Here is a 17244-nt window from a genome sequence, read left to right on the forward strand (position 1 = left end):
CAAGGGCCGCTCTCGGCCGCGGTGACCGCGATCGTTGCCCGAAGCGCCCAGCCCCTCGCAGATTGTGGGCCAAAGCGCAGGATGTCCGCCATCGCGGTCGGCATGGGCTGCCTCTGCGGTGTGGGCAAGATCGCTGGGCAGGTCGCTCATTGCAGTGTCTCCGGCATCGGCGAAGCCTCGTTTTGCTGTTGCGGAGTTAAGCCCGTTTCCCTCCAAGTGTTATCGGCCAGCGCGGCATTTGATTGTTGCCCGAAACGCCCCAATATGCCCGGTATCGGGAAAGCGGTCAGGCATGGCCGGGTCTGGCGCGCAGCTATCCGATTGCTCATCGTCGCACCCCAGGCACAGAGCTAGAGGTCCCAGCAGGGAGGGTTGCGGAAGGTCTCTCTCAGCCAGTTGGTGAGCAACGTCATTTTCGCGCTCGCGCTGCGGGCGAGCGAGTAGCAGACGAACAGCTCCGCGCCCTCGGTCAACGCGTGCTTCCGCGCGGTGCGCTGGATCAGGCAGTCCGAGGTCGCGCGTTCCGGTTCGGACAGCCGCTCGCTGACGGTGGACATGGCAGGCTTCGCCTTCGCGGCGGAAAACCGCACCCCGGTGAAGCATTTCGTGCTGATGGACGCGCCGATCCCCGGGGTCGGGCCCTGGGAGGAAATGCTGAAAAGCCCGCTGCTCTGGCACTTCCGGTTCGGCGGGCCGGACAAGGCCGAATTGCATTAAACTCTATGCAAAAAGGTCAATGCTCGCAGCGAGCCTGCCTGCAAGACAACTTTGAACCACAGTTTGCCAAATGAGAAGGGGCATTCTAGTTATGTGAAAAATGCGCTAGCGCGAAGAGGATCCTGTCTTGCAAAAACGCCTGCTCGGAATGGCCGTGGCCTTGGCGGCGCTGCCGGTGTCGGTTGCCATGGCCGCCGAACCGCTCCCCGCCCTGCTCGATCGCCAGCTGCTGGTGGACGGCAAGCCCTATCTGGCGCTGGGCGGCGAGCTCCACAATTCCAGCGCTTCCAGCCCGGAATACATGGGTCCGGTGTGGGACAAGCTTCAGGCCATGCATGTACGCACGGTGGTCTCGACCGTGTCGTGGGAGGACTCGGAGCCAAAGGAAGGCCGGTTCGATTTCAGCCTTGTCGACGCGCAGATCGCCGAGGCTCGGGGGCGCAACATGCGGATCGTGCTCATCTGGTTCGGGGCCTTCAAGAATGCTTCGTCCACCTATGCGCCAACATGGGTCCGCGCAGACACTTCGCGCTTCCCCCGTGCGGTCGCCAAGGGCGCACTGAAGGAGGCGTTCACCTACCCCGGCGCCATGCCCAAGCCGGTACTTTCGGTGTTCTCGCCCGAATTGCTCAAGGCGGATCGCAAGGCCTTCGCGGCGCTGATGAAGCATCTGGCCACGGTCGACGCGGACCACCGCGTGATCATGGTGCAGGTGAACAACGAATCCGGACTGCTACGCGACAGCCGCGATCGCTCGGCTCTGGCAGAAGCGGCGTGGAGGGCACCGGTGCCGACGGAACTCTTGAGGTTCCTTGGCGCAAACCGTTCCGCCCTGAAACCAGAGCTCGATGCGTTGTGGGCCCGTCAGGGTCGCCGCTCCTCCGGCACGTGGGCCGAGGTATTCGGAACCGACTGGCAGGCCGACGAGGTGTTCATGGCCTGGCACTTTGCCCGCTACATGGAAGCTCTGGCTGCGGCGGGCAAAGCGGAACTCAAGCTGCCGATGTATACCAATGGCTGGCTGGGTCCGCAGGACGGCCAGCCCACGGCAGGGCAGTATCCCAGCGGGGGTCCCGCGCGGCGCGTGCTCGATGTCTGGCGCGCAGCGGCGCCTTCGCTCGATATGCTCTCACCCGACATCTACACGCCCAACGCCAAGCAGGTGCTGGCCGACTACGATCATGCGGGAAACCCCCTATTCGTGCCCGAGGCTGAATTTCGCACAGGCAACCTGTTCTGGGCGCTCGGGCAGCATCGCGCGATCGGTTACTCGGTTTTCGGGATCGAGGATGGGCGAGTCGATAGCCAACTCGCGCAGGCCTTGTCCCAGCTTTCTGGCTTGGACGCGGTGATTGCGCGCGCGCAGGCGGAAGGACGCATCGCGGGAGTTCTGCTCGACGATGGCAAGCCCGCCGTGATCACGTTGGGCGGCTACAGCATTACGGTTCAGGAGACGATGGGACTGCTGCGGCAAATGCTGCTCGACGTCGGACTTCAGGCACCCCCGCCGCCACCGCCACTACCCAGCGAGACGGAAGGGCCGCTGGCCCGGCCTGCGCCGGGGGATGGGCGGGCATTCGGCATCATCATTGCCGAGGGGAAAGACACATTCCTGATCATCGGCAAGGGCTTTACCGCCGACTTCTCCAAGGGTTCGGTGCTCGCCGAACTCGACCGGGTCGAAGAAGGGCGCATGACTGCCGAAGGCTGGAAGCCCGGCCGAAACCTGAATGGTGACGAACGGCTGAGCATCGTGCCGACTGACCGCGTCGGCACGATCCGGATCAGGCTGATGCCTCCGGGCTGAGCGCAGCGACCTAGAAACCTGCTCCCAAGCGCAGGCCCAATTTGACATCGGGCACGCCCCGGCTCAGCCCGGCTTCGCTTTGCAGCCCCAGTTGCAGCTTGCGCCCGATGCCAACGCCCACTCCGAAGCCGATGCTCTGGCGGTCAGTGAGCGCGCGCGCTGCGGATTGCTCGTAGGAATAGGAAATCGCCGCCGATGCCCGCGACGAGAGCGCAATGCGCGTTCCGGCCGAGGCCGCGAGCGTGTTACGCACGGCAAACCCCTCTGGCTTGCCGACGAGAGTGTATCCCACAGCTGCAAACGGCGTAATGCCGCCGCGCAAGGGACGGGCGATTTCGGCGTTCACCGCGTAATCGACCTTGCCGGTGCCCAGGCCCTTGCTGCGCGAGGCAGTCGGCAGCTTCATCCCGGCGCCGAGCGAGGCGATGAAGCCTGCTGCTGGCACGTCGTAGGCGGCCTCGATTGCCGCATCGCCGATCCCTTCGCGCCGCGTCCGCACCGTTTGGCTGGTGTTGCTGCCCAGCAGCGGGGTTCCAAACAGACCGCCCTGACTGACGACCACGTCGATCGGCGCCGTTGTCCGCACATAGGGTACGGCCGCTGCCAGCCTCACCCGCCCCTTGCGCATGCTCACTGCGATCTTCGCCGATGCGGTTTCGACCTTCGCACCGGTGCCGTATTTGCCTTGCTCATAGTCCAAACCGCCAAAGACCTCGGCAGTAGTTCGGCTTTTTGGGGTTTCAGGCGGACCAGATGCGGAAAGCTCTTGCGCCGAAGCCGGCAGGGGCAGCGCGAGAACTGCGGTCAGAACGCCGGAAATCATGAACTTGCGCATGGTCGTCTCCACGATATGGCGGCTCACAGGGCCGTACCTTCGTGGCGAAAACGAACGCCGCGCGCCGCTTAATCCATCGTGCCGGCAATCAGTGTGGCGTCTTGCGCCAACCGCGGGCCTTCGCGTCCTGTTCCTGCGCAGCGTCGAGTGCGCCGTCCGGCGCCATGTCCTGCGCCATGGCCATCAGCGCGGCATCGGTGCTGCCCGCTTGGCGATAATCGCCCGACTGGCCCGCCGTAGCGCCAAACACCTTGCGCAGCTGCCAGCCTTGTTCATCGCGGCAAGCGATTCCGGCCTGCGCCTTGCCCGCGAAGGCGCGGCAATAAGTTCCGGTCCTGTCGCGGAAGCTGAGCAGGATGCGCGTCGGTGCCGTACCGGATGTTTCGCCGGATAGTTGCTTGCCGAGTGCGTCGGCAAGTGGCCCTGAAGCATAGTCCGGACCATTCGCCATCGGAGTTTCCCGATCGGCAAGCCGGGGCAGCAGGACGGCCAGAACCAGCGTGGCAGCCAGCGCAGGTCCGGCAATCCACGCCCAGCGCCGCAAGTACCCTTGCCGCCAGTCCGTAGCGGGAGCCGGCCGGCGGCCCGCCCGTTCCTTCCGCGCTGCGGCGAAATCGATCACCTGGCCTTGCGGCTCCTTCAATGCCGCCGTCAGTCGCTCCGGGATGGGCGCATCCATGAACGGGGCGAAATGGGCGGAAAGCTGGTCCCGCAGTGCGCGATGCTGCACCACCTGGCGGACAAGATCGGGATCGAGCGCGACCACAGCGGCAATGGCCCGCGCCTCCGCTTCCGGGAGCTGACCATCGGCAAAGGCCGCAAGCTGTTCCGGGGTGATTGTCATGGCGTAGTCCCAAGCAAAGTGAGCAATGCATCGCGGCCGCGTACCAGCCGCGAATTCAGCGTACCGACCGGGCAGCCGACGATCTCGGCGGCTTCCTTGTAAGAATAGCCCTCGACCATCACGAGCAGCACCGCCTCGCGCTGCTCGGTAGGCAGGCGCGCGAGGGCGCGATCGATGTTGCCAAGCTCGACAACAGCCTCCTGATCGCCGTTGGCTCCTTCGGCTGTGCCGTGTTCCTCATCGACGAAGGTTTGCCACCGGCGTGAGCGGGAACGCGTTTCGTCAATCCAGATGTTGCGCATGATCCTGAACATCCAGCTGTCGAGCCGTGTCCCTTCCTGCCACTGATCCCGGCGGGCAAGCGCACGTTCGATGGTCATCTGGCACAGATCGTCGCCGTCGGCCTGATCGCGCGCCAGCCCGACCGCAAACCGCCGCAGGCGCGGCAGGTGCGTCAGGATCTGCGATTCGAAGCGTTCGGCCAGCTTTCTTTCCTTTCATGGATGAAACGCCCGGCTCCGCTCGTTTAATCCGCAGTTCAGCAAAAAGAATCAAGGCTTCAACGTCATGCACTTGCGCCGGCTCCTATCACTCACGCTGGTCGTGGCTGCCGCTCCGGCTGCTGCACAGCTCGGCCTGCCCGGCATCGACCAGACGCTGGGCCGGGTGAGGGGCAGCATAGACGGTCTTGTCGATCAGGCGGTGGGCACCCGCCTCGAGACGGTGGAACGCCTCGCCTCGGTCCGGACCCTGCGGCTGGACCGACTGGTGCGCGATCACCGCGAAGCCATCGAGTTCGACGGGGATGGCCAGCCTGCGCGGCGCGGCGAGCTTCTGCTCGAGGGTGCGGACGATGCATCGCTCGCGCGTGCGCTGCAGGCTGGTTTCACCCTCATCGCCCGCGAGGACGTGCCCGAGCTTGGCATCTCGGTCCTCCGCCTTGCGGTGCCAGCCGGCCAGTCGCTCGCCCGAGCGCAGCGGGAGCTGCACGGGCTGCTGCCTGGCGCGACGATCGCTGCGGATCAGCTCTACCTCGCATCTGGCAAGGCAGCAGCAGGCTCGCCCGGCAAGGCGGTGCCGCCGCTCGAAGCCGTGTCCACGCGGATCGGGGTGATCGACGGAGCGCCTGCGGCTTCCGCGCCGGTCGCTGCCTTGCGCGGCTTTGCGCGCGGTGCGCCACTTGCCTGCGATCATGGCAGCGCGGTCGTCTCGCTGCTGCTGCATGCGGGCGCTTCCCAGATCGTGGCGGCTGATGTCTATGGCACCGATCCCGCCGGCGGGAATGCCATGGCCATCGCGCAGGCGCTGGGCTGGATGGTCGCGCAGCAGGCGCGGGTCGTCTCGATCAGTCTGGTCGGCCCGCGCAATCCGGTGCTGGAGCGCGCGATCAAGGCGGTCCAGGCGCGCGGCGCGGTCGTGGTGGCGGCGGTCGGCAACGATGGTCCTGCCGCGCCGCCGTCGTTTCCCGCCTCCTATCCCGGCGTACTCGCCGTGACAGCGGTCGATGGCCGCAACCGCGCCCTGATCGAGGCCGGCCGCGCGCTCCATCTCGATTATGCCGCTCCGGGCGCCGATATGCTGGCGGCCAACGCTGCCGGGGTGTGGAAGCCGGTGCGCGGCACATCCTTTGCCGCGCCTCTGGTCGCGGTGCGCACCGCGCATGCCTTGTCAGGCGCAGGCGCGCGCTGGCAGGCCGAGCTTGACGGCGAAGCGCACGATCTTGGCCGCCGCGGGCCTGATCCCGTCTTCGGGCGCGGCCTCATCTGCGGCCTTTGCCGCCGCACGCGATGAAATTTTCGCCTGTGATGGATTAAGCCGCAACGCCCATCCGTTTCCCTTGCATGCGGCACGAAAAGATCGTGCCCGCACCGGAACGAAAGGGAATTGCCATGAAGATCCTTCTCGCATCGACCACCGCGCTGCTCCTCACCATCGTGCCCGCGCACGCCCAGCTCATCGGCGGCGGCGGCGCGCTTGGCGGCACACTGGGTGGCACCTTGGGTGGAACGCTGGGCGGTACCTTGAACGGACCGGGCAGCATTGGCTCGACGATGGACACCGTCCGTTCGCCGGTCGACACTGTCGGGACCGCCCCGCTCGCGAACTCGAAGTCCAGCGCCCGCACCGCCGGTAGTCAGAACGTCAACGCGAAGAGCGGCACGGTTCATGCCGATCGCAGCGCCAATGCCGGGCTGACCGGGATGGCGGCGCAGGCTGTCTCCACGCCTGCACAGGCGATGGCGGGTAGCGCCTCGGGTAGCGCTTCGGGCAGCGCCGCAGGTAGCGCCGATGCGCAGCTCTTCGGCACAGATGCGCTGACCCAGACCGCCACAGGGACGCTTAGCACGGCCCGCACGGCTGCATCCGATGCCGCAATGACCGCGCGCAGCAGCGCGGGGATGATTGGCTCCGCAGCGCGGCAGACTGCCGGTTCGGCGAGCGGCGTTGCGACAGGAACGGCGAACGGCAGCGCCAACGGCCTGCTGTCTGGCGCATCGGGCAATCTGGCCGCTGCGGGCAGTCTGGCGGCGGCTGGCGACGGAGCCTTCTCCGTCAGCCGCGGCATGAGCGTCCTTGGCCCTGACGGGAACCGCCTGGGCAAGGTCCGCAGTGTGATCGCGGATACGCATGGTGAAGTGCAGGCGGTCCTCGTCAAGGTCGATGGCGCAACCGCCATGCTGCCGGCTGCGAATTTCTCAGGCAAGGGCAATGCGCTAGTTTCGGCGATGGGCGAGAGCCAGATCAAGCAGCAACAGGCCGCTGCGAAGAGCGCGGCGCCCAAGCAGGGGGCGCCAGCGCGATCCACGGCCCGGAAGTGACCTCGTGCAGTGACCTCGCTGCTGCGGGATGACCGCGGCAGCGAGGTCGGGCACTATCGCCTGCAAAGAGGCGGGTGGGACGGGCCAGGTCGTGCCGGGCGCAAAGCCCACCCCCGCACCTTACCCTGACAGGGCATCACCAGTCGGCGTTTCCATGAAATGATGGCCGCCGGCGTAGATGACGACATACTGCTTGCCGCCCACAATTGCAGGGTCGCTCAGGGTGGCAGTTCATGTGCCGATCCGGGTATGCGTCGCAGAAGTCGCAAGCGCGAATTGCGATGGGTTCGACCCACTTGGCAAAAATCCAGTCCGCGCCAGAAACGAGCGCCACCGACCATCGTCGTTTTCAAACCTGCTGTCGGCGCCATCCTTCTTGGCGCACCTGTCGCTGCCGGAGTGGCCGCGCGAAAGCCATGAAGCGATGCGCAGAGATTACCGCGCGATCAGCATCGGTTTGTGCGGGAACAGCCGCCCGGCGAAACGATTGAATGGTGACAGACCCTCACGCGGATGAATTGTCGATGGCTGCAATTGCAATCGAACCGGCCGGAGTCAGGCACATACGCCGCCATGCACACTTGGTGCGGCGCAATGAGACGACCGACCGCCTGTTCCGGGTCGTCGACGGCTGGGCGTGCCAGTACCGGCTCCTGCCCGATGGCCGCCGCCAGATCATTTCATTGTTCCTGCCTGGCGACTACTGCGAAGCGCAGTGGCTCCTTACCGGCCGGGCCAATTGGCCGATCGTGGCTCTGACCGATGTTTCGTTCGTCGAACTCCCGCTGGCCCGGATCCGGGCAGACCTCGCGCACGGGGCACCGGGCATCCTGGAAGTGCTGAACGCGATCGCACGCACGCTGAAAAACCATGAGACGTGGATCGTGAACCTTGGGCGGATGAGCGCGACCGAGCGCATCTGCGCGCTGCTCGTCGATCTTTTCGAACGCATGGAACTGACGGGCAAGGTCGTGGCCAACCGCTGCCCAATGCCGCTCACACAGCATGACATTGCCGATGTCGTGGGGATTTCTGCGGTCCATGCCAACCGCGTGCTGCAGATCCTTCGCGGTGAAAGGGTGATCGCCCTCACCGCAGGCCGGCTAGAATTGCTCGACCCGGCAGAACTGCGGCGCATGTGCGGCCCTGCGTGCCAGTAGGATACGCCAGTCCGCCAGAAAAGGGCCGGCCACGACACCGAGGGGCGTCGTGGCCGGTATGATCCCGCGCGGGAGATCACGCTTCGAGGGTTGAAGCGATGTTCCCGGCGCGGACTGCCTAGTGGGCGGGGGACGAGCCAGGCAGTTTGTCCAGCATATCGAGATGCGACTGGACTACGGGAGCGATCGTTGCCGCGACTGCCTTGAGGTTCGGCGTATCGCCATCAGAAGCGTAGTGCTGGTGCAGGTCCAGCGCATCCTTGTGCGCGGTGCGCTGCATGTCGAGGTAGAGCTTGTCAGCGTCGGCCCCATTTGCGGCGGCGAGTTGGCCAAGCTGCTCCTGCTGATCATCGGTCAGAGCCGGCAAGCCCGGCGCGAGTTTGATCTTGTCTGCTGCGCTGAGCAATTCGTTGGTGGACTTCTCATGCGCGGCGATCATCGTTTTGGCGAACGAGCGTATGTCGGCGTTCCCCGTGGTCTTCAGGATCGCCTGCGAGGACTGGATTTCAAAGCTGTCCCCGGCTGCTGCCTTGTCGAGATAGCCGCGCGCGTGAGTCGTCTGGGTGACTGCAGCGGGCAACTTTATGTCTGGCGCTTCAAGCGTCACTTTGTCACCCGACGGACTCTCGCCATCCACCTTCTTGTCGCACCCGGCTAATGCCAAAGCGAGGGCCGGAGCCACGATCCAGAACGCACGTTCCATAAGCCATCTCCTCTGAAAAATGGCATGGTGATGCCATCGCAGACCCATCCAGAGAGGAGGGCCCAGTGCCGCAGATAACGTTCGCCGAGCCGGAGAGGTCCATCAGCAGATACTGATTTGGGTTAGAAAGTCGGAAGGGGAGGGGGAGCCGGAACAACGCCAGTCGCTCCACGTTGTCGCAATGTCCTCAGGCACCCCGAGGCCATTTCAACAGCAGGAGCCATGACATGTCCGACACGTCTGATACTTATGAGACGCATGATCTCATCTCTTCCGACAGGGTTGAAGGCACAGCAGTCTACAATCCGCAAGGCGAGCGCCTTGGCACCATCCAGCGCTTCATGGTCGACAAGCGCTCGGGCAAGGCACGCTATGCCGTGCTTCAGTTCGGTGGGTTCTTTGGCATCGGCAGCGATTACTACCCCATCCCGTGGGAAATGCTGGCCTATGATCCGAACAAGAGCGGCTATGTTGTCGAGCTCAATCAGGAGCAACTCGGTGATGCGCCGCACTATGGCGATTCCGCAGCACCGGAATTCGACCGTCAGTATGGCAAGGAGATCTACTCCCACTACGGCCTGACCTACTACTGACTGCGTGAGGCGTTGGACGTAAGCGCGCCTCTCGGCACTCTCACCGGAGCGCGCTTTGCCCACGCCGGACGGTCAGCTGAACGACATCGCGCCGAGCCCACGGGGGGACCGTAGTCGGTGCGTAATTCGAGTCATGGTTCAGCTTTGCGGGGTTACCATGTGCTGTGGGCGGACAAGTCGATCGAAGACGTCTGCATCGACAATCCCGCTTTCAAGCGCTGCTTCGCGCAAGGTCAGGCCGCGAGCATGGGCATCGTGCGCAATTCGCGCGGCCTTGTCGTAGCCGATATGCGGCGCGAGCGCGGTCACGAGCATGAGCGAGCGTTCGACGAGATCGGCGATACGAGCCTCGTCAGCGCGAAGTCCCTGGAGGGCGTGGCGAGTGAAACCCACTATCGCTGCAAGGCGCCAAGCGTGACCGCATGTCAGGATCTCGTTTGCCCGGCCGGCAATGACCTCGTTGACGTTCATGTTGGTGTGCGTACCCGAGCCGGTTTGCCACACAGTGAGGGGAAAATGGTCGTCGAGATCGCCGCGCATGACTTCCTGCGCCGCAGTTTCGATTCCGTCGGCAAGATCGGCTGGTAGGCCATGCGCGCGATTGATACGTGAAGCCGCTACTTTGATCGTGGCCAGTGCATGCACGATCGCAACCGGCATTCTTTCTGGTTCCGGAAAATCGAAATGAACCAGACTGCGCTGTGTCTGGGCACCCCAATATGCTGCAGCAGGAACCTTGATCGGACCGAAGCTGTCATGTTCGGAGCGGGTCCGACCATCGGATCGCAGCGCCATGTCGCAACCTACTCGGAAATGTCGCTGGCGATCTGCGCCAGCAAGTCGAGAAACTCCTGCGGCACAGGCTCTTCAACCACGGCGTCGTAATAGGCGCGGATGTCCTTGTTCCAGTCGGCTTCGGGAAGCTCGCCATCCTGTAGATCGACCGGCGCCGCCTGCTTTCGTTCAAAGCCGGGAGCAGGTTTCGCTTTCGAGAACGGGTCCTTGTTCATGTATCGCTTCTCATGCCCGATACCGCACATGCTGGCCTGCACAAACAGAGCCCGCGTATGGCCATTGAAATCTCGGAAATGCATACTCCGTCCCCGCATTCCATTGTCGTCTTGTACCATTCCCGGCAGTGCAACGCACTTACCGGGAATACCTCACTGTCGGCCTTGTGAGCCGAAGAAGAGCGCTTGGCTGATCGCCGTGCGCACCGTTTCATCGCGAAATGGCTTGCCGATCAGGAATGCCGGCTCCGGCCGTTCGCCCGTAAGCAGCAATTCCGGAAAGGCCGTAATGAAGATCACCGGTACGTCGCTCTGCGCCGCGATGGCATCGACCGCCTCGACACCTGAGCTACCGTCTGCGAGCTGCACATCGCTGAGCACGAGGTTCGGCTTTTCCAGATCGAACAGGGCGCGCGCGTCCTGGGCAGTGGTCGCATTGGCGACAACACGGTGACCGGTTTCGGCAACGATGCTCTCAAGGTGGCATGCGATCAGCGCCTCATCCTCGATGACGAGCACGCGCACCGGGTTTTCGAGCCCGAGATCTGTCTTCGCCTGCTGGACGAGTTCCTCCGCATATCTTTCTGAAACACTCAGGATCGCAGCGGTTTGGGGGATCGAAAAGCCTTCGCGCTGATGGAGCAGAAGGGCCTGGCGCGGCAAGCTCGGGATCCGCGCAATCTGCGAGCCATGCGGGGAGACCGATCCGGGAGGCGTCGGGACTTCGGTCGACTTCCACAGCTGCGTGAACGCACGGAACAGCGCGACAGGTCCGTTGCAGATTTCGGCGCGGATCGCACCGTCGCGGAGCGAGGACTCGAGTAGCGCCCGGACTATGGCGTCTCCCGCGGTTTGCCGACCGGTTAGCGAGCGCGCGTAGCGTCGGAGGTAGGGCAGGGTTCGTCCCAGTTCCGCGCCGGCCGGATCGCCGCTCGTTATGCGGCGGCCGGAAAGGTTTGAAGGATCCGAAGAGTTGCCCATGAGTGGCCCCATATTGCGCGGCCCCTTCACTCTGCGGCGCGCGAGCGTGGCGGGGTTTCGACATAAACGGTTGCCGTGCCGGTAGTTCCCGCCCGCGTGACAAAAAAACTTCCTGCTGCGGCCTGTGGGGCAATTGCCACGCCTCGCCGCAAAGCATGCACACTAACTAAAGTTTCAAGCTAAACAATGATTCGGCGGTATTTTTCGCGACTGCGGTATAATATCCGCACTCCGTCGCTTAACTTGGAGAATAGTTGCCCTAAACCCTTTGTCAGGAAAATCCTATGACCAACCAGACCGGACGCAAAGTCGGCGCGGTGGAGAGCCATGCCTTGTCGGACGCGGATTTTCACAGAGAGCTTGTCGCCTCGATCCCGCACTTGCGTGCTTTCGCGCGCAGTCTGTGCGGCCACCGGGATATCGCCGATGATCTCGCGCAGGAGACCATGCTCAAGGCATGGGCTGCCCGGGATCGCTTCCGGGCGGGGACGAGTTTCCGGGCTTGGACATTCACGATCCTCAGGCACCACTATTTCGGCCAATTGCGGCGCGAGCGCTTTACGGGCGCTTATGACGAAGCCACTGCGGAGCGCATCCTCAATTGCAAGGGCGATCAGGAAGCGCGGCTGGAGGCCATCGACGTATTGCGCGCGATGGAATGCCTGTCGGCGACGCAGCGCGAAGTCCTGATTTTGATGGCCATCGGCACGATGAGCTACGAGGAAATCGCGCTGGTGTGCGGCGTGGCGGTCGGCACGATCAAGAGCCGCATAGCCCGCGCTCGCTCGGCGCTTTCTGCCATTCTCGAAGGAGGCATCGTGCCGGAAGCGCGCAAGAATTTCGTGCTGGAGGGAGAAGTTTTCGATGCCTTTCTGGCGAGATTGCACGCCATCGCCCCGGAATACGCAAACCGCGCGGCCTGAGCATGCGAAAGGTGCGGCGTAAGCAATCTGTGGCCGACCTCGCTCGCCCTCTCCCCCTGAGTGGTAACGGCTACGCGCGATCGCCTGGACCCTGCTTTGCACATCCTGAAGCATGGTCTTGGCCTCAGCCCCTTGCGCGCGCCTTTCCTTCCGCCCGTGTAGCGGTGAGCGGATGCGTGGAACCGCTGATGCGATAGATCGCATCGCGCTGGACGAGCTGTCCCAACACCGCGCGATGGCCCTTGCGGCGTCTGCACGGCTCCCCGGGGCCTTGGCCTCGATCGGGGAAATCCCATCGACATGGGCGTGCTGGCTAACCTGCGCCTTCAACGCAGAGAAAATCGAGGCCAACCTCGCAGAATTGCGCGGCTTCGGGCGCAATGGTCATATGGGATTTCGTGGTCATTGCAGCTCCTTCGGGGCAAGTGCCCTCGAAACCGGGCCGCAACGACGAAGTTCCCAAACGACAACATGGGTTGGGATGATCCTGGTCTGTGCTTGAATGCAGTCATGCGCGACACGCAGGCGGGAACCTTGACCTTGCCGGCGGCTTTACTGGCTATGCTTCTGGCGCGCACCGCGCGGGTTGTTCATGATCTGAAAGGCACGGCATGTCGCAGGATTCCCCCAGCTTCGAGACTACGCCCGGCCCGTCGGGCGAGACGCACCAGCATGTTCCGAACGGCGGCCCGCACGATGCCGGGCTTGCTCATCTCACAACCAATCAAGGCCTGCGCATCAGCGACAACCAGAACAGCCTGAAGGCAGGTCGAAGTGGGCCAGTGCTGCTGGAGGATTTCGTCCTCCGCGAGAAGATCTTCCACTTCGACCATGAACGCATTCCGGAACGCGTGGTCCATGCGCGCGGACACGGAGCGCACGGCGTGTTCGAATGCACGCGCGCAATTCCCGAGCTGACCAAGGCCGGCCTTTTCGCCGAGACCGGCAAGAAGACGCCGGTCTTCGCACGCTTTTCGACCGTCGCGGGCGGCGCCGGCAGCATCGACACGCCCCGTGACGTGCGCGGTTTTGCCGTCAAATTCTACACGGATGAGGGCAACTGGGACATCGTCGGCAATAATATCCCGGTGTTTTTCATCCAGGACGCGATCAAGTTCCCCGACCTCGTCCACGCGGTGAAGATGGAGGCAGACAAAGGCTATCCGCAGGCCGCCAGCGCGCACGATACGTTCTGGGATTTCATCAGCCTAATGCCAGAAGCGATGCACATGGTGCTCTGGCAGATGAGCGACCGCACGCTGCCGCGCTCGCCACGCTTTATGGAAGGCTTCGGCATTCACACCTTCCGGCTGGTAAACGGGGCGGGCGAGGGGCATCTGGTGAAGTTTCACTGGAAGCCAGTGCTCGGCATACAGTCTACGACGTGGGACGAGGCAACCAAGATCGCGGGTGCAGACCCCGATTACCATCGCCGCGACCTGTTTGAGACGATCGAGCGCGGCGCGTTTCCGCAGTGGGAACTGGGCATCCAGGTGTTCGATGATGGCTGGGCCATGGAACAGCCCTACGACGTTCTGGATGCGACCAAGCTTATCCCGGAAGAGGTGGTGCCAGTCACGATCATCGGACGGATGACGCTGGACCGCAATCCCGACAACTTTTTTGCAGAGACCGAGCAATCGGCGTTCTGCCCCGCCAACGTGGTGCCGGGAATCGACTTTACTGCCGATCCGCTGCTGCAGGGACGGTTGTTCTCCTATCTCGATACGCAGAAATCACGGCTCGGCACGACCAACTTCCACCAGTTGCCAATCAATGCCCCGCGCTGCCCGTTTCAGAATTTTCAGCGCGACGGCATGATGCAGATGGGCGTCCCCCACGGCCGCGCCAATTACGAGCCCAACAGCCTGTTCGAACAGGGCGAACCAACCGGCCCGCGGGAATGCGCCGAGACCGGCTTCGTCACATTCCCGGACGCAGCCCAGCGCGATGATAGCTGCGCGCGTCTGCGCATGCGGCCCGAACTGTTTGACGACCACTACTCGCAGGCCCGGCTGTTCTACCGTTCACAAACTCCGGTCGAACAGTCTCACCTTGCCAGCGCCTTTGTGTTCGAGCTGTCGAAAGTGGATCTTGAGCATGTTCAGCAGCGCATGCTGACCCGGCTCGCAGCAGTCGACATGGACCTGGCGCACCGCGTTGCGAAAGGCCTTTCACTGCCGCTGCCGGCGCCTGCGAAAAGCGCAGCGCCAGTATTCGACATGGACCCTTCGCCCGCGCTTTCGATCCTGTCCGCAGGCCAGCCGCGCATGAACGGGCGGACGATCGGGCTGCTCTTTGCTGAAGGCTCCAGCCGTGACAGCATCGAGCGGATGCGCGATGCGATCGAAGCGCAGCAGGGCCGGGTGGTACTGGTTTCGCAGAAGGTCGGCCTACAGGAAGTCCGCGACGGCACCTTGAAAGCAGACGCCAAGTTGGAGGGAAGCCCATCGGCGCTGTTTGATGCAGTGGTCTCGATCATACCGCCGGAAGCGCTCAGCGCTTTGCGCAGTGATCACACCGCGCGCGAGTGGTTCGCCGATGCCTATGCCCATTGCAAGACGATCGGCGCCTGCCCGGCAACGCTGCGGCTGCTCGGAGAATGGGGAATCGCCGCGGACGATGGCGTAACCAACCTCCAGGACTTCCCTCATGTCGCACCGGCCCGGCATTGGGCGCGCGAACCGCGTGTTCGCCTGCTTGCCTGAGGTGAGGCGGACGTGTCCTCCGTCATTGCGGAGGGGACCCTAAGCCTCCAACGCGCGGTTGATAGGTCCTGACCCTAGGAGCGAGAGGAAAGCTGCCCTTCGAAGAAGCGCAGGCTGTCAGCGAGGTGCTGGTTCCAGTAGGGCCAATCATGGCCGCCTGGAAACTCCTCGTAGATGTGGGCGATGTTGGCCGCCGTCAGCGCCTCATGCAAACGGCGGTTTTCGGGCAGTAGCGCGTCATCCACTCCGCAATCGAACCGCAGCGGGGGCAGGGCGGCACGCGCATGCAGCAGGCAAGTCACGACTGAGCGGTCCTCGGCCTGCTCTCCCCATCCGATGCGCCGCTCTTCGATCATGGGGTCCATCTGTTCCAGATCCGTGATCGCGGAATGTGCGGAAACGGCTGCCAGACGCTCGGGATAGCGCCCGGCCAGACGCAGTGCGCCGAAGCCGCCCATGCTGAGGCCGGCCATGAACAGGGGCGCAGGCGCATCGCCGGTACGCCGCACCTCGCGCACGACTGCGGGAACCTCGTCGATGATCCATCGCTCGAAGTCGGCCGCGCCATGGGGCACATAGCCCGATCCATCGCCCCACAATCCGTCAGAAGGCATGGCCAGCACCATCGGCCGCACCTCTCCTGCAGCAATCAGCGCACCGAGAACCGGAGCTGCGCCGCCGCGAAAGGCCCATGCCCAATGCGAGCCATAGACGCCGTGCAGCAGGACCACGATCGGCGAGTCCGCCGCCGTGCCCGGGGGCGCGTAGATCGCAACATCGCCCCGCTGGCCCAAGGCCGCGCTCTTGACCGTTGCGAACGTGAAACCGGGAGGCGTCAGCGCCGGGTCTGAAAGCTCAAGCGTGCGAAACATGGTCATCACCAGTCAGCCAGATCACGCCCTTGCCGCTCACGCCCGAGAGCATGTCCGAAATGGCCTGACCGGCGCTCTCGAGGCCGTAGTGGTGGGTTATCTGATCCGAGACATGGAGCTTGTTTTCAGCCATCATCGTGAACAGGCGCGGGAAATCCCGGGTGGGACAGCAGCCGCCATAGAGCGCTGTCGAATAGCTCTTGTCCCACATGAAATCGGGCATGTGCGCGGTGACGGCGCCGTGGCTGCCGCTGACCTGAATGGCGCGCCCGCCGTTGCGGACGAGGTGCAGGGGCAGGAAACTGAGGCGGGCTGAACCGGTCGCCTCGAAGGCGACATCCACGCCGTAATCGTCCGTCAGCGCACGTACTTTGCCGATCTGATCGGCAAACGCGGGGTCATCGCTCTGGACGAGGATGCCGTCGGTCGCGCCGAAGTGCCTGGCCCGTTCGAGTGGCTCGCTCCTCAGGTCCATCGCGATGATCCGGCTGGCCCCGGCGATGCGGGCGCCCTGAATGACATTGAGGCCAACGCCGCCGCAGCCCACGACCGCAACGGTCTCCCCCGGGCGGACCTGCGCCACATTGAGTGCGGAGCCGACCCCGGTCATTACCGCGCAGCCCAGCAGGGCCGCTTCGCCCAATCCCATGCCCGCAGGCAGCGGACTGACCGCTTCCTTCCTGACAATCGTGAAATCGGAAAACACGCCGAGATGGAAGGATCGATCGATGGCCTGATCGCCCCACAGGGTGCTGCCGGCATGGGCCGCGCTCGTGCCGAACCGTTCCGGCCAGCGACCGTGTGTGCGGTCGCAGATGTGCTCGTTGCCGCGCGCGCACTGCGGGCACGCGCCGCAGGGAATGGCCCAGTTCAGGCAAACCGGCTGGCCGATGGCAAGGCCCGTCACGCCCGGCCCGACGGCATCGATGATCCCTGCGCCCTCATGCCCGAGAACCATGGTCCGGCCCCATGACAGGCTGGCGTGGTCCGTATGGCAGACCCCTGCCGCTACCACGCGAATTCGCACTTCATCGGGCCCCGGCGGCGCTACGCGGACCTGCTGGAGCAGCAAGTCGCCCGCACCGGTGGTAATGGCGGCCCGGGATTCGACGAACTGGCTTGCGCGGGGCATTGTCTCTCCAATCGGCCACCATGATGCGGCGGCACCCTTTGCCTTGCCGGCACTGCGATGAAAACAGAGCGACATACGAATTCAGACTTGGCGCATGGAGGCCGGAACCCGCCGCCCGCAGATCGCATGGACCTTGCCCG

At 64.1% G+C, this 17244-nt stretch carries 18 protein-coding genes; 8 read left to right on the plus strand and 10 right to left on the minus strand.

What is annotated here, in order from left to right; translation table 11 throughout:
* Positions 1-350: 350 nt before the first annotated feature.
* Complete coding sequence (locus tag Q0071_RS08510) at positions 351-557, minus strand: hypothetical protein (protein WP_298167425.1); 207 nt, start codon at positions 555-557, stop codon at positions 351-353.
* Between Q0071_RS08510 and Q0071_RS08515 the strand changes: the two genes are divergently transcribed.
* A complete protein-coding gene (locus Q0071_RS08515; RefSeq protein ID WP_298167428.1) occupies positions 556-717 on the plus strand; it encodes a hypothetical protein in 162 nt (53 codons plus the stop codon). The genes Q0071_RS08510 and Q0071_RS08515 overlap by 2 nt on opposite strands.
* A gap of 148 nt (positions 718-865) precedes the next feature.
* Entirely contained in the window at positions 866-2524 is a 1659-nt protein-coding gene (locus Q0071_RS08520) for a DUF5597 domain-containing protein (protein ID WP_298167431.1), read from the plus strand.
* A gap of 10 nt (positions 2525-2534) precedes the next feature.
* On the opposite strand, the gene Q0071_RS08525 is transcribed toward Q0071_RS08520, so the two are convergent.
* The 3 genes from Q0071_RS08525 to Q0071_RS08535 form a co-directional block, all read right to left on the minus strand.
* On the minus strand, positions 2535-3386 hold the full coding sequence (locus Q0071_RS08525) for a transporter (RefSeq protein WP_298167434.1): 852 nt from the start codon (positions 3384-3386) through the stop codon (positions 2535-2537).
* 61 nt (positions 3387-3447) lie between these two features.
* Entirely contained in the window at positions 3448-4203 is a 756-nt protein-coding gene (locus Q0071_RS08530) for a hypothetical protein (RefSeq protein WP_298167436.1), read from the minus strand.
* A complete protein-coding gene (locus Q0071_RS08535) occupies positions 4200-4688 on the minus strand; it encodes an RNA polymerase sigma factor (RefSeq protein ID WP_298167511.1) in 489 nt (162 codons plus the stop codon). The genes Q0071_RS08530 and Q0071_RS08535 overlap by 4 nt, the downstream gene beginning before the upstream one ends.
* A gap of 118 nt (positions 4689-4806) precedes the next feature.
* Here Q0071_RS08535 and Q0071_RS08540 point away from each other — a divergent pair, with 118 nt between their 5' ends.
* The 3 genes from Q0071_RS08540 to Q0071_RS08550 all read left to right on the plus strand — a co-directional run bounded on the left by Q0071_RS08540 (position 4807) and on the right by Q0071_RS08550 (position 8182).
* Positions 4807-5994, plus strand: coding sequence for a S8 family serine peptidase (locus tag Q0071_RS08540; protein WP_298167439.1), 1188 nt, complete (start codon positions 4807-4809; stop codon positions 5992-5994).
* A gap of 98 nt (positions 5995-6092) precedes the next feature.
* The gene (locus tag Q0071_RS08545; protein WP_298167442.1) at positions 6093-7022 is read left to right on the plus strand and encodes a hypothetical protein; all 930 of its coding nucleotides are present in this window, start codon (positions 6093-6095) and stop codon (positions 7020-7022) included.
* 524 nt (positions 7023-7546) lie between these two features.
* Entirely contained in the window at positions 7547-8182 is a 636-nt protein-coding gene (locus tag Q0071_RS08550) for a Crp/Fnr family transcriptional regulator (protein ID WP_298167444.1), read from the plus strand.
* A gap of 118 nt (positions 8183-8300) precedes the next feature.
* Here Q0071_RS08550 and Q0071_RS08555 read toward each other — a convergent pair whose 3' ends face one another.
* Entirely contained in the window at positions 8301-8885 is a 585-nt protein-coding gene (locus tag Q0071_RS08555) for a DUF4142 domain-containing protein (RefSeq protein ID WP_298167446.1), read from the minus strand.
* Positions 8886-9112: 227 nt separating this feature from the next.
* Here Q0071_RS08555 and Q0071_RS08560 point away from each other — a divergent pair, with 227 nt between their 5' ends.
* A complete protein-coding gene (locus Q0071_RS08560; protein ID WP_298167449.1) occupies positions 9113-9478 on the plus strand; it encodes a PRC-barrel domain-containing protein in 366 nt (121 codons plus the stop codon).
* Positions 9479-9616: 138 nt separating this feature from the next.
* On the opposite strand, the gene Q0071_RS08565 is transcribed toward Q0071_RS08560, so the two are convergent.
* From Q0071_RS08565 to Q0071_RS08575, 3 genes are all read right to left on the minus strand, one after another.
* Positions 9617-10273, minus strand: a complete 657-nt coding sequence (locus Q0071_RS08565) for a lyase family protein (protein WP_298167452.1) — start codon at positions 10271-10273, stop codon at positions 9617-9619.
* Positions 10274-10281: 8 nt separating this feature from the next.
* On the minus strand, positions 10282-10488 hold the full coding sequence (locus Q0071_RS08570; protein ID WP_298167454.1) for a NepR family anti-sigma factor: 207 nt from the start codon (positions 10486-10488) through the stop codon (positions 10282-10284).
* A 153-nt stretch (positions 10489-10641) separates the two neighbouring features.
* Positions 10642-11469, minus strand: coding sequence for a response regulator (locus Q0071_RS08575; protein ID WP_298167457.1), 828 nt, complete (start codon positions 11467-11469; stop codon positions 10642-10644).
* A gap of 284 nt (positions 11470-11753) precedes the next feature.
* On the opposite strand from Q0071_RS08575, the gene Q0071_RS08580 reads away from it, so the two are divergent.
* Entirely contained in the window at positions 11754-12392 is a 639-nt protein-coding gene (locus tag Q0071_RS08580) for a sigma-70 family RNA polymerase sigma factor (RefSeq protein WP_298167460.1), read from the plus strand.
* Positions 12393-13003: 611 nt separating this feature from the next.
* Complete coding sequence (locus Q0071_RS08585) at positions 13004-15100, plus strand: catalase (RefSeq protein ID WP_298167463.1); 2097 nt, start codon at positions 13004-13006, stop codon at positions 15098-15100.
* A gap of 74 nt (positions 15101-15174) precedes the next feature.
* Here Q0071_RS08585 and Q0071_RS08590 read toward each other — a convergent pair whose 3' ends face one another.
* On the minus strand, positions 15175-15978 hold the full coding sequence (locus tag Q0071_RS08590; protein ID WP_298167466.1) for an alpha/beta fold hydrolase: 804 nt from the start codon (positions 15976-15978) through the stop codon (positions 15175-15177).
* Complete coding sequence (locus Q0071_RS08595; protein WP_298167469.1) at positions 15956-17104, minus strand: alcohol dehydrogenase catalytic domain-containing protein; 1149 nt, start codon at positions 17102-17104, stop codon at positions 15956-15958. The genes Q0071_RS08590 and Q0071_RS08595 overlap by 23 nt, the downstream gene beginning before the upstream one ends.
* Between the last annotated feature and the right edge of the window lie 140 nt (positions 17105-17244).

The organism is Novosphingobium sp., assembly GCF_027486195.1.
Classification (GTDB): domain Bacteria; phylum Pseudomonadota; class Alphaproteobacteria; order Sphingomonadales; family Sphingomonadaceae; genus Novosphingobium.

What these genes read in the sequence shown, in the direction of transcription:
- Q0071_RS08515 (WP_298167428.1), top strand. Translation starts at nt 556, where the DNA reads ATGGCAGGCTTCGCCTTCGCGGCGGAAAACCGCACCCCGGTGAAGCAT.
- Q0071_RS08510 (WP_298167425.1), bottom strand. Translation starts at nt 557, where the DNA reads ATGTCCACCGTCAGCGAGCGGCTGTCCGAACCGGAACGCGCGACCTCG.
- Q0071_RS08520 (WP_298167431.1), top strand. Translation starts at nt 866, where the DNA reads ATGGCCGTGGCCTTGGCGGCGCTGCCGGTGTCGGTTGCCATGGCCGCC.
- Q0071_RS08530 (WP_298167436.1), bottom strand. Translation starts at nt 4,203, where the DNA reads ATGACAATCACCCCGGAACAGCTTGCGGCCTTTGCCGATGGTCAGCTC.
- Q0071_RS08545 (WP_298167442.1), top strand. Translation starts at nt 6,093, where the DNA reads ATGAAGATCCTTCTCGCATCGACCACCGCGCTGCTCCTCACCATCGTG.
- Q0071_RS08550 (WP_298167444.1), top strand. Translation starts at nt 7,547, where the DNA reads ATGGCTGCAATTGCAATCGAACCGGCCGGAGTCAGGCACATACGCCGC.
- Q0071_RS08555 (WP_298167446.1), bottom strand. Translation starts at nt 8,885, where the DNA reads ATGGAACGTGCGTTCTGGATCGTGGCTCCGGCCCTCGCTTTGGCATTA.
- Q0071_RS08560 (WP_298167449.1), top strand. Translation starts at nt 9,113, where the DNA reads ATGTCCGACACGTCTGATACTTATGAGACGCATGATCTCATCTCTTCC.
- Q0071_RS08565 (WP_298167452.1), bottom strand. Translation starts at nt 10,273, where the DNA reads ATGGCGCTGCGATCCGATGGTCGGACCCGCTCCGAACATGACAGCTTC.
- Q0071_RS08570 (WP_298167454.1), bottom strand. Translation starts at nt 10,488, where the DNA reads ATGAACAAGGACCCGTTCTCGAAAGCGAAACCTGCTCCCGGCTTTGAA.
- Q0071_RS08575 (WP_298167457.1), bottom strand. Translation starts at nt 11,469, where the DNA reads ATGGGCAACTCTTCGGATCCTTCAAACCTTTCCGGCCGCCGCATAACG.
- Q0071_RS08580 (WP_298167460.1), top strand. Translation starts at nt 11,754, where the DNA reads ATGACCAACCAGACCGGACGCAAAGTCGGCGCGGTGGAGAGCCATGCC.
- Q0071_RS08585 (WP_298167463.1), top strand. Translation starts at nt 13,004, where the DNA reads ATGTCGCAGGATTCCCCCAGCTTCGAGACTACGCCCGGCCCGTCGGGC.
- Q0071_RS08590 (WP_298167466.1), bottom strand. Translation starts at nt 15,978, where the DNA reads ATGACCATGTTTCGCACGCTTGAGCTTTCAGACCCGGCGCTGACGCCT.
- Q0071_RS08595 (WP_298167469.1), bottom strand. Translation starts at nt 17,104, where the DNA reads ATGCCCCGCGCAAGCCAGTTCGTCGAATCCCGGGCCGCCATTACCACC.